This is a genomic window from Rhizobium sophorae, from assembly GCF_013087515.1.
Lineage (GTDB): Bacteria > Pseudomonadota > Alphaproteobacteria > Rhizobiales > Rhizobiaceae > Rhizobium > Rhizobium sophorae.
Map to the genome: position 1 here is coordinate 158,448 of NZ_JABFCN010000019.1, position 12,084 is coordinate 170,531.

Consider the following 12,084-nt stretch of genomic DNA (forward strand, 5'->3'; position numbering starts at 1 on the left):
TCGTCATCTCGAATGGGAGGGCCGAACCATGCATATCGAGAAAATTTCGGAAATCATTGCGCACTTCATCGGTCTCTTCGAGATGACGACCGACGAGATGAGGTTGCGCACCAACTATGCCGAAGGCGCAGGGCCGGGCGCGGATGGAACGGCTCTGCCGGATCAGGATGCCTTTACCGCCGCCTTCGCTTCCGATCTCCAGCTCAAGGATTACGATCCGGGCATCAATTACAAAAGCGGCAGCTACGAAATCGAATTTGGCCCGGCGCGCCATTTCGGCCGCGTCTTCGAAGAGAGCATCGAGAAGCTGGCGGCGATTGCCGGAAAGGACATCCCGTTACCGCATTTCGGCGATCCTACCGATATCGTGCTCACGGAGGAGCCGGAACTGACAGTCTTTGCCGGGCCTGGTTCGGCGATCAGTCATGTCCTGCAGGTCAACGCCCTCTATGACGACGACTATCTCGATATGACGGACGGCGTCCATGCGCCTCGAGACACGAGTTTCGTCATCGAGCGGCTGGCGGATTTCAGTACCAAGGCCGAGATCTTCACGCCTTTTGCAAGCCTCCACCGCACCGATACGTATGATGGTGCCCTGAAGATCGCCGAGGATCTCAAAAGCTATATCCAGAATGCCCAGAATACCGAGGATAGCGGCGCAACCTCGCTCGGCACCGACGCGACGCATGATTTTGTCCGCCTCGACCCCGAGGTCAACGACACCGTCTACATCAACGGCAAGGCCGAGACCGATATACCGGTCCTCGACGACTTCCTGCCCGATCGCGGTCTCGCCAAGCTCCCGGAAGAGCCCGACGACACCCAAACATCCGTCGAGCAGACCGACCCCAGCGGCAACAGCCTTGAGGTGACCGCCGGTTCGAACGTCGTCGTCAACGTCGCCTCCGTGATCCATACCGGCGTCATTGCGTCGGTCACCGCCGTCATGGGCGACTATCATCAGATCGACGCGGTCTCCCAGGCCTTCGTCTACAGCGACAATGACGAGATCGCCTCGGCGCTGCGCTCATCCGGTCACTCGGCCGAGGAAGCCGGAACGATCGCCAAGAATATCGCCGTCTTCGAACAAAGCACCTTCGAAGCATCGAGCTATGCCGAACCCGATCCTGCCGAGCCGACGTTCCCCAACAGCTGGCGCGTCAGCGTCATCGACGGCGACGTATCCTTCGTCCAGTGGATCGAGCAGTATCACTTCGTCACCGACAACGACACGATGACGGTCACCACCTCAGGGTCCGAAACCACGGTTCTGACGGGCGGCAATACTTCGATCAATTTCTCCTCCTTTTTCCAGATGGGCCTGCAATATGATCTGGTGATCATCGGCGGCAATGTGCTCGATATCAACAGCATCACCCAGGTCTCGCTGCTCTACGACAATGACTGGGTGCGGGCAGAGGGCGACCTCGATCCCGGCGCCGACATACAAACGGGCAACAACCTGATCTGGAATTTCGCCTCGATCCACAATGTGGGGACCGGCGGCCCGTTCGAGGCCATGCCCGACTACATGGTCGACGCGCAGAAGGCGGTCGAAGATCGCGATCCCAATATGCCGGAGGGGCTGTCCTTCGATGCGAATTTCCAAGGATATGCCGGGCTGAACGTGCTCTACATCACCGGCAATCTCTATGACATGACGATCATAAAGCAGGTCAGCATCCTCGGCGATTCCGACGATGTCACCCAGGCGGCATCGACGCTCCTCGACAATAATCCCGATGCAACGGTTACGATCGACACGGGCAGCAATGCGGTCATCAACATCGCCGAGATCGTCGACTACGACAGTTTCGGCCAGACGACCTATCTGGCAGGCCAGCTCTATTCAGACGCCATCCTCATTCAGGGCGGGCTGGTGGAGCATGACACGACACTGCCGCACCCGGCCGACGGCAGGCTCGCCAACGAGGTCATCGCCTTTCTCGACAACGACGATCCGGCAGGCAGCGATTCTGCGGACGGCGTCATGAATGCCGGGCATGACTTTTCATGGTCGTCGACGCATCCCGCCGACGTAATGCAAGCCATGGTCGCCTGACCTTGAGTATTGCGAGGGAACCACGATGAACCAGATTTCGAAACAAGTCTTTGCGGCAGGCAGCGCCCTCGATCTGAGGTCGGGCAGTATTCCTTCCGCTGCCCCTTCGGAAACGGCGATGGCCGATGTGTGCATCTCCGCGATCGACGAGGCGGTCGAGAACCTTCGCAGGCTGAGCGGCGCCGCTGCTTCGTCTCCCGATAAGCGCAAGGAGACGTCCGAAGCTGCGGCAAACGAGGCTGCCGATACCGGACGCGCAAGCGCAACGCAGGCGCCCCTCCCGGAAAAGACGGCGGTGCCGGAAGCTAAAGTGGAAACAGCACCTCCTGTCGCGGTGGCGCAGGGCCTGGCGACAGCAAAACCGGCGGAAGCGCCGGCCCCACCGCAGATCGAAGCGCGGGTGACTCCCGAACTGCCGAAAGAGAAGACCGAGCTCAAATCGAGCCCGACGATGCCTTTCGGCAAGACCATCGAAGGTGAAAGCGGTCCGATCAGCGAGAACGACAGGCGGCTGCGCACCGGCGGCGGCGGAAACGGCAAGGATTCCGATCCCGGGGGCGGCGGGGGCGGGGGCGGGGGAAGTGGCGGCGGTTTTCACAAGCGCAGCGAGCCTGTGAATTTCGCCGCCAGCCTCTCGCGCGGCATGGCGGCGGTACGACGCAATATGGTGGTCGTCATGATGTTCACGATCGCCATCAACGTCCTTCTGCTGGCGATACCGCTTTATCTCTTCCAGATATCCGACCGGGTGCTGACAAGCCGCTCCATCGACACGCTCGTCATGCTCTCGATCGCCGTGCTTGGTGCCGTGCTGCTGCAGGCCTTCATGGATTCGGTGCGGCGCTTCATCCTGATGCGCACCGCGGTGGAGCTCGAAGTGCAGCTCGGCGCGCCGATTCTCAGCGCTGCAGCGCGGGCATCGCTGCATGGCAGCGGCAAGGACTATCAGACGCTGCAGGATCTGCAGCTGCTGCGCGGCTTCCTGACATCAGGCACGCTGATCGCATTTCTCGATGCCCCGCTGATGCCGTTCTTCGTGGTCGTCGTCTATTTCGTACATCCGCATCTCGGCATCATCATCATGGTCTGCTGCGCGGTGCTTTTCGTCATCGCCTATCTGAACCAGAAATTCACCGCCCGGCAATTCGCCGAATCCAACGGTTATCTCAGCCGGGCGAATTTCCATCTCGATTCCATGTCGCGCAATTCGCAGATCATCAACGCAATGGCGATGATCCCCGAGGCCGTGAAGATGTGGGGCCGGGAAACGGCGGGTTCGCTGAAATCGCAAGTCGAGGCACAGGACCGCAACATCATCTTCTCCGGCATATCGAAGGCTTGCCGCATGATCACCCAGGTTGCCCTGCTCGGCTGGGGCGCGCATCTGTCGCTCTCTGGCGAGTTGACGGGCGGCATGGTGATTGCGGCCTCGATTATCTCAGGACGCGCGCTGGCGCCAATCGAAGGCGCCATCGAAGGCTGGAACCAGTTCAACCGGTCGGCGGCCGCCTATGGCAGGATCAAGGGACTGCTGTTGAATTCCCCATTGAACTTCCCGCGCCTGCGTCTTCCCAATCCCGAAGGCCGGCTCGATGTCGAACGCATTCTCTTCGTGCCGCCACCGCAAAAGAAGGTCATTCTCAACGGCATCTCCTTCTCGCTCCGGAAGGGGGAATCCCTTGCGATCATCGGTAATTCCGGGTCCGGCAAGACGACGCTCGGCAAGATGCTCGTCGGCTCGATCGTCCCGACATCGGGAAATGTGCGCCTCGACCTGATGGATCTGCGCAACTGGGACCAGCGCCAGTTCGGCGAAAGCATCGGCTATCTGCCACAGGACGTGCAGCTCTTTCCCGGCACGATCAAGGCCAATATCTGCCGCATGCGCGACGACGTCGACGATCACCAGATCTACGAGGCCGCGGTGCTGGCCGACGTGCACGAACTCATCGCAGGCTTCCCGCAGGGCTACGAAACCATCGTGGCGGCCGATGGCGCTCCGCTTTCGGGCGGCCAGAAGCAGCGCATCGCGCTGGCCCGCGCCTTCTTCGGCAATCCCAAATTCGTCGTCCTCGACGAGCCGAATTCAAACCTCGATACCCAGGGCGAGGCAGCACTTGCCAAGGCGCTGATCCACGCCAAGAAGCAGGGCATCACCACCGTCACCATTACCCAGCGCCCGGCTCTTCTCCAATGCGTCGACAAGATCCTCGTGCTCAAGGAGGGCACTGTCGCCATGTTCGGTGAAAGGATCGAGGTGCTGCAGGCGCTTTCCAAGAACAACGGCAATAGCGGTCAACAAGCACCGCGCATTGAGGGATGAACGACATGGGACGGAAAAATCGGGAGACAACCGGTCCGGCGCAGCTCGAATGGTATAGCGATGTGCCGCGCTCGATTCGTGTGCACAGCATCGTCGGCCTGACGGTTCTCTTCACGTCTTTCGGCGGCTTCGGCTTCTGGGCGGCGACGGCGCCGCTTGCCTCCGCCGTTATCGCACAGGGAAGCTTCGTCGCAACAGGCAACAACAAGATCGTCCAGCATCTGGAAGGCGGCATCATCAAGGAGATGCGCGTCAGCGAAGGCGATACGGTCAAGGAAGGCGACATCCTGCTGACCCTCGATCCCACAGCATCCCGCTCAAACGAGCGGATGCTCCAGCTTCGCCGCCTGCGCCTGGAAGCCGTTGTCGCAAGGCTCCGTGCCGAAGCGCAGGGCCTGCGCGAATTCCAGCTTCCCGATATCGTGACGAAGGAGGCCGGTGATCCCGACATCAACGCAATCATCCAGAGCCAGAACGTCGTCTTCCACAGCAAGCAGATCAAGCTCGAGGAGCAGCTCAATCTGATCGGGAAGAACATCGCATCGCTCGAATTCCGGTTCGCCGGCTATAGGGGCCAGCGAGAATCCTTCGAAAGGCAGCTGTCGCTGCTGATCGAGGAACGCGACTCCAAGGCTCGGCTGGTCAAGGTCGGCTATATGCGCAAGACGGATCTGCTGGCAATCGAGCGGGCGATCGCCGATGCGATGGGCGACATTGCTCGACTGAACGGCGAGCTCAACGAGAGCGAGGCGGAGATCGCCAAATTCCGCCAGGAAGCCGTCATCGCCGTCAACTCCAACAAGCAGGCGGCACTCGATGCGCTCGAGACGGCCGAAACCGATCTTGACAGTGTGCGCGAACAGATGCGCGAGGCCGCCGGGGTGCTCGAACGCACCACCATCCGTTCGCCGGTGTCGGGCACGGTGGTGCGCTCCTATTTTCACACAGCCGGCGGTGTCATCACGACAGGAAAGCCGATCATGGAGATCCTGCCGTCGCATGTGCCGCTGATCCTGGAAGCGCAGGTACTGCGCACCTCGATCGATCAGCTGCATGAGGGAGAAACGGCCTCGATCCGCCTCACGGCGCTCAACCGGCGCACGACCCCTGTTCTGCAGGGCAAGGTCTTCTACGTCTCAGCCGATTCGATCGAGGAAAATTCGGGAGCGTCGGTCAAGGACGTCTATATCGTCCGCGTCGCAATACCCGATTCCGAGATTGCGCGGGTGCACAATTTCCATCCCGTTCCCGGCATGCCAGCCGAAGTGCTGATTCAGACGTCGGAACGCACCTTCTTCGAATATCTAAGCAAACCGATCACCGACAGCATGTCCCGGGCTTTCAAGGAGCGCTGATCGCTGACGATCCGGCATGGGCGGTCCGGTAAACATGACGGACTTGCCCGTTGTTCTGATGCAATGTCCACATGTCATCCCTTGAGGGATGATCCCCTCCGGGGAGAAAGGGTCAAGCATGGCGGCAATGTCCGATGTCCTGCTGCGGGTCGGTCGCCTGAACTATGTCTGGACGAACACCGAAAGCCTGCTGATCTACATCATCGCCCATCTTCTCCGGGTCGAAAAGGATGCAGCAATCGTCGTGTTCCTGACGCTCAACACCACGCGCGCCCGGATAGATCTCATCGAACGGCTGTCCAAGCTCGCTTCGACCTCCCCTTCCGACCGGAAGGCGATCCTTTCAGCCATGTCGCGGCTGAAGAAGGAATCCAAGGTCCGCAACAAATACAATCACTGTATCTATTCCTTCGACGAAAAGGGAGAGATCTCGAGCACGCAGTTGATGCGGCTCGTCGAGGACGACAAACAGATCCGCTACGGCAAGATCGAACAGATGGACGCGCGCGAGATCGACCTTCTCGAAAAGTCGATCGCCGAGATCGTCGCCATCAGCCGGACGCTCTGGGCCTTCATCCATGCGAGCCCGCAGATCTCCGGCGAGCTCTGATCTAATCCTTATGTATGGAGGCCTCAAAACCGATGCACACTTTCGGGCGAGGTCCGTTGAAGCGCAGCATCCTTCAGGACAAGTTTCGCTCTATCACTTTGAATCTGCGCATAATTTTCACCAAAACCGGATGTGATTTTGGGTTGTGCGCCGGCTCAGGACTAATCCCATTTAGGCCCCGTAAATTATCCGGACGGTTTATTTGAAGATCGGTGTTTCCCATTAGAATGAAGCCTCCCGAGTGACGTATGGGGTATGGGGGCGGACATGCGCATTGATATCATCGACACCATTGCGGGGTTCGAGGCGGTACGCGAGAACTGGGATCAGGTCTTCATGGAAGATCCCGACGCGCAGCATTTCCTCTCCTGGATATGGCTGAAGAATTATCTCTGCCGCCGGCGCCGCTGGTTCATTCTCGCCCTTCGCGAACGCGATCCCGAAGCAGCCTATGTCGCCTTCTTTCCGCTGCGCCTGATCACGCATCTGAACGAGAAGACCGGGCTCTTCTACGACGAGATCATCATGGCCGGGAATTTTGCGGCCGATTATACCGGCTTCATCGCCAGACCGGATTTCGAGCATCACGCCATTGCCGGCTTTGCTTCGTTTCTCAAACATCAGAACTGGACAGAACTGAAGCTCGAATATTTCAGCGGTCCTGCCCGCCGGCGCGAGAAGATGATCGAGGCGCTGCAGGGGCCGGAGGTGATGTTTCGCGACAGCTCACCCAAGAACAGCGAGAATGTCGACAATACGATCTGCCCGATCGTCCCCCTACCGGCGAGCTTCGACGACTATCTCGAACAGCGCATGAGCAGCCAGACGCGCCAGAAGCTCCGGCGCTTCCTGCGCAAGGTCGAAGGCAACGATATTTACCGGATCACGATGGCAACCGCCGAGACCATCGATCGGGACTTGGACATCCTCTTCAATCTCTGGCGGATCAAGTGGAGTGCCCGCAAAGGCACGGAGCGGACCGAACGGCTGATCATCACCACGCGCGAAATGCTGATGGACTGTTTCAACAGCGGCAATCTCGAAGTGCCAGTCCTTTGGTATGGCGATCAGCCGCTCGGCGCGCTGGCGAATATCGTCGACCGGCAGAAGAAGGCGATCCTCTTTTATATCACCGGCCGCGACGAGAACTGGAAGACGCCGTCCCCCGGTCTCATCCTGCATGGTTACGGCATCCGGCGGGCGATCGAGCACGGCTTCAAGACCTATGACTTCCTGCGCGGAAACGAACCCTATAAATATATGTTCGGGGTGGAGGAAAGGCGGATCAGCTGCACCCTATTCCGCACTCGCAACGGCCAGAATCTACATGGCGTGCTCAATCCGCGCAGCATTCGTTTCGTCTACGAGCAGGCGCTCGACATGTACCGCAACGGCGCCCGTGGTAAAGCGGAGATCGCCTTCAACCAGGTCCTGCAATCGGCTCCAGGCCATACCGGCGCGGAATTCGGGCTCGCCAATCTGCTATTCGACCGCGGCAAACTGACGGAGGCACTGGCTGCCTACAAGGCTCTCGTCGAGCAAGCGCCCGATCCGACACCGATCCAAATGCGGCTTGGCGACACGCAGCTTGCCCTGCAGCAATATGAGCAGGCCGCAGAGACCTTCCGCCGGGCCGGCGAGATCGGGCCGCATCTTATCCAGGCACATTACAAGCGCGGTATCGCCCTTGCGGCCAGCAAACGGCTGGCCGAGGCGGAGGCCGTCTTCGCCGCGATCCAGGACGTGCATTCGGACGATCCGACCTCGATCGATTATGCCGCCAAGGCGGGTGTTGCCCTCGAGCGCCTGCGCTCGATCGCCGAGCCCGCCGTTGGCAAGACGGACGTCGTGCCGGAGACCATCGCCCGCTGGAACCGGGGACGGCAACTCAGCGAGCGGCGCCGACCCCGTCTGCATTGACGTGGCTTTGCCATGGTGCGGAAATGCGGTTCGGCGGCTCCGGGAAGCGCAGTCACCATGGTCTTTGATTTTGAGCTGCGATCGTTGCTAAAAGCAAGGTGCTAGCCTATTTTTGCAACTCCTCAGTGAGAAGTCATGCAGACAAATGCAGACGGCGCCGAAAGGGAACGGCTTCTGGCCATTCTCGACTTCTGGCACAAGATCGAGTTCTTCATTCCTTACGATCTCTCCAGTCGCGTCGTCTCCGGTGAAGGCCGAAGTGTTTTCTGGCTACATGCGAAAACGCTCGCGGATGACGGTGCCGCACTCAGCCGTCCAGCGATCCCCCAGGAAAAGCAGATCACGGGTTTTACCTTGTTCCTCGGCGTTTTCAGCAAGTCGGAAATTGCCGATATCCGCAGACACTTCGATAACGTTGCGCCCGATATCGCCGAATATGACGATGCCGAACGCAGCGACCTCGATGGCGATACCTGCTTTGCCAGTCTGCAACTCTCTCCCTTGGGACAGCCGATGTTCGAAACATTTTCGGTTTCCACGCTGCCATGGGCTCTGGGACGGGTGCGTAAATCCGGCCTCTCCTCGCTCGGCTACGAGGCATTTGCCGACAGCAAGCGGCAGCTCTCGGAATTGCTTCAAAACTTTCGGGCACAACGGAATCTGAGATCTTCATCTTCCGAGGACATGGCCGATCAGCCGATCGATGCCACTGAACTCCTGACATTGTATGAATTGCTCTGCGATTGGGCCGGCTTTGCCTCGAAGCAGGAAAAGCCCATCGCCGCCGTTGAAATACGTTATCGAGACCGGGTGGAAAAACCCGAGGTCATCTTCTTGCCGCCACCGCCGGAAGGCAACGCGCTCGATGCCGACGACGAGGAGGACGAGAGTGCAAACGTTGACGACGACATCGGCATCCTGAACAGCTTCTTCATCGAGGACATCGAGCGGGCGATGATACGCGTCACGCATGGCGATATCCCCGCGCCGCTCAGGCAATATCTTACCCCGCTGGCGCGTGAGAAACGGATCGACCTCTACTCGGAGGAGGGGCGCCGGGCGATCGTTCGGGCCTTGCATCCTGGAAAACTCAACCGCGGGCGCTGGCTCAGCGAGCCTCACCACGCCATGAGCCTCATGCAGCAGTTCGCGATCAATTCGGCAATCGACGCCTTGTCGGAAACGGGACTGTTCTCGATCAATGGCCCGCCAGGGACGGGAAAGACGACGCTGCTTCGCGACATGTTCGCGGATAATATCGTCCGGCGCGCCCGCATCCTGGCCTCCTTGAAGACGGCGCGCGATGCCTTCAATGGCGCGCCGCGCCGCGTCATTTTCTCGGACCGGAGCACGGCCTCGATATCGGCGCTGATCCCGGCCCTGGCAGGATTCGAAATGGTCGTCGCCTCCTCCAACAACGCCGCCGTGGAGAATATTTCGCGTGACCTTCCCAAGCAGAGCGCAATCGCGAAGACGTCTTCATTCCAATATCTGCAGACGGTCGCACACAAGATCGCTTGCCAGAAGGACAATGGTGCCACCGTCAAGCTCTCCGACGACGACCGCCCGTGGGGTCTGATCGCCTGTGCGCTCGGCAACTCCAGGAACCGCCGAGCCTTCAAGGAACGTTTCGGCTTTATGGAGATCGCCGACAGGCCGAAGCCCGGCTGGTCTGGCACTGCTAAGCCACAGACCATTTGGGAATGGCTGAAAAGCTATGAAGGACCGACCTTTGCCGAAGCGTCGGCGGCTTTTCATGCCGCCGACGGCGCGGTCCGCGGCAAGATCGGCCAATGTGCACGCTATGCCGATCTCTGTGACGAAATCGCCCTGGTTTCGCAGGATACCTTCTGCCGCGAGGCCCTTGAAGGGGTCAGAGCAGCCGAAAGCGAATTTCGGCAAGCGCAGCACAGATGCGACATGGTCAAAGCCGAAATACTTCGTATCAGGGAAGGTTTGTCTCATCTGAAGGAGGAGGAACAGTTGCTCGACCGCAGCGCTCCTGCGTGGTGGGAGAGAGTGTTGCCGACCACTCCTGTCCGGCAGCATCGGCAAGATGTCGGCGCCAATGCGCGCGGGCAGCTGGAACTGCGCAAGGCACTGGCGGAATGCGAGCGTCAACTTGCAAAAACATATGGACCTGCGCTGAAACGGGCGTTGCGCGGACTTCAGCGGGCCGAACTGGCGCTCAGATCGCAACGGGAAATCTGGTCTCGGAAGAGAGAAGAATTCGATCATCTCGGGACAATTCTCGGTCATCCGACCCTACCCGTGCGTCTCGCCGATCTCGAAACCGACCGGTTCCAGATTGACGGTCTTTGGCATCAGGACGAGCTGGCAGGTCTGCGTTCGGCATTGCTGGAAGCAGCGTTGACGCTGCAGGAAGCGTGGCTGGCAGATGTTGGCAAGAAGGGCGGAGGTTTTGGCGGAAACATCGTCGCCATCAACAAACTGCTTTCCAACAACGGTCCCGCCGACAGCCAGCACATTGCGTTGATCTGGCAGAGCCTTTTCATGATCGTTCCGATCGTGTCGACGACGTTTGCCTCCTTTGCTCGGCAGTTCCATGGCCTCGAAGCCGGTTCGATCGGCTGGGTCTTCATCGATGAAGCCGGTCAGGCAGTGCCGCAAGCGGCCGTTGGCGCCCTGTTGCGGGCGCGACGCGTTATGGTGATCGGTGATCCCCAGCAGATTGAACCGGTCTTCACGCTACCCAGCGCACTGATCACCGCCACCTCTACGCTCTCGCCCAACACCGCCGCGGGACATTATTCGCCGAACAGGGCGTCGGTGCAGATGCTGGCCGATTCGGCCAACCGCTATGGAACGACTGTACAGGGCGAGGAAGCGGACGGCCTCTGGATCGGCAGCCCCCTCAGGGTCCATCGTCGCTGCATCGACCCGATGTTCAGTCTTGCCAACCAGATCGCTTATCAGAACAAGATGGTCTTCGGGCTGGAAGAGCGCCGGCCGGCCGGCGACGCTCCACCGTTTTATGGCGACAGCGCCTGGATCGACGTCAGGGGAAGGGTGTCCGGCAAACAGGCCGTTCCAGAACAGACGGGTTTCATTGTCGATCTCCTCACTGCCACTTATCGCCGGGACGGCGCATTGCCGGATCTCTATATCATTTCGCCGTTCAAGGAGATCAAGAACAGTCTGAGGCAGGCTCTGGCCCATGCAGCATGGGGTGATTGGAACGGAAATACGCGCTCGTCTCCACCGAGACTATCGAAATGGCTGCAGGAACGGATCGGCACGGTGCATACCTTCCAGGGCAAGGAGGAAGACATCGTTTTCATGGTGCTCGGCGCCGATCCCGACCATCACGGGGCGGCGAGCTGGGCCGCATCGAAGCCAAACCTCTTGAACGTCGCCCTCACCCGCGCCCAGCGGCGATTCTATATCGTCGGCGATCGCAACCTCTGGGAAGGCCTGCCTTACTTCGGGGAGACGGCCGGCGCCTTGGACACAATGCAGGCAGCGGACTTCCTGGCTCAGAACGGATTGGACTGAGGATCGAATCTGCGCGATGAAGCCTTGGCTTAATTCCTTCAGGAATCAAAAAGCCCGCACGAGGCGGGCTTTTCATGTTTGTGTCTATGGTGGTCTATTTGGAATTTGGTTGCGGGGGCAGGATTTGTTGTTTTCTGTCCCGCTGCGTCGGCTTTGCCTCCTTGCGGGCCCCTGATTAGGCGTTAAATCCTCGACCCGTTACCAAACAAAAAGCCCGCGCGAGGCGGGCTGTTTGTTTGGTTGCGGGGGCAGGATTTGAACCTGCGGCCTTCAGGTTATGAGCCTGACGAGCTAC

6 protein-coding genes are annotated in these 12,084 nt (G+C 59.6%); all 6 read left to right on the plus strand.

Going from position 1 to position 12,084, the window contains the following annotated elements; genetic code table 11:
• Positions 1-28 precede the first annotated feature (28 nt).
• The 6 genes from G9X64_RS12030 (at position 29) to G9X64_RS12055 (ending at position 11,789) form a co-directional block, all read left to right on the plus strand.
• Positions 29-2,065: a hypothetical protein gene (locus G9X64_RS12030; protein ID WP_171376607.1), complete on the plus strand. Its 2,037-nt coding sequence runs from the start codon at positions 29-31 to the stop codon at positions 2,063-2,065.
• A 25-nt stretch (positions 2,066-2,090) separates the two neighbouring features.
• Positions 2,091-4,388, plus strand: a complete 2,298-nt coding sequence (locus G9X64_RS12035; protein ID WP_171376608.1) for a type I secretion system permease/ATPase — start codon at positions 2,091-2,093, stop codon at positions 4,386-4,388.
• A 5-nt stretch (positions 4,389-4,393) separates the two neighbouring features.
• Positions 4,394-5,743, plus strand: coding sequence for an HlyD family type I secretion periplasmic adaptor subunit (locus G9X64_RS12040; RefSeq protein ID WP_168313616.1), 1,350 nt, complete (start codon positions 4,394-4,396; stop codon positions 5,741-5,743).
• Positions 5,744-5,861: 118 nt separating this feature from the next.
• The gene (locus tag G9X64_RS12045) at positions 5,862-6,353 is read left to right on the plus strand and encodes a hypothetical protein (protein WP_168313615.1); all 492 of its coding nucleotides are present in this window, start codon (positions 5,862-5,864) and stop codon (positions 6,351-6,353) included.
• A 267-nt stretch (positions 6,354-6,620) separates the two neighbouring features.
• Entirely contained in the window at positions 6,621-8,273 is a 1,653-nt protein-coding gene (locus G9X64_RS12050) for a GNAT family N-acetyltransferase (RefSeq protein ID WP_171376609.1), read from the plus strand.
• A gap of 135 nt (positions 8,274-8,408) precedes the next feature.
• The gene (locus G9X64_RS12055) at positions 8,409-11,789 is read left to right on the plus strand and encodes a DEAD/DEAH box helicase (RefSeq protein ID WP_171376610.1); all 3,381 of its coding nucleotides are present in this window, start codon (positions 8,409-8,411) and stop codon (positions 11,787-11,789) included.
• Positions 11,790-12,084 lie beyond the last annotated feature (295 nt).

Coding starts and splice junctions, on each gene's coding strand:
- G9X64_RS12035 (WP_171376608.1), top strand. CDS start 2,091: ATGAACCAGATTTCGAAACAAGTCTTTGCGGCAGGCAGCGCCCTCGAT.
- G9X64_RS12040 (WP_168313616.1), top strand. CDS start 4,394: ATGGGACGGAAAAATCGGGAGACAACCGGTCCGGCGCAGCTCGAATGG.
- G9X64_RS12055 (WP_171376610.1), top strand. CDS start 8,409: ATGCAGACAAATGCAGACGGCGCCGAAAGGGAACGGCTTCTGGCCATT.
- G9X64_RS12050 (WP_171376609.1), top strand. CDS start 6,621: ATGCGCATTGATATCATCGACACCATTGCGGGGTTCGAGGCGGTACGC.
- G9X64_RS12045 (WP_168313615.1), top strand. CDS start 5,862: ATGGCGGCAATGTCCGATGTCCTGCTGCGGGTCGGTCGCCTGAACTAT.
- G9X64_RS12030 (WP_171376607.1), top strand. CDS start 29: ATGCATATCGAGAAAATTTCGGAAATCATTGCGCACTTCATCGGTCTC.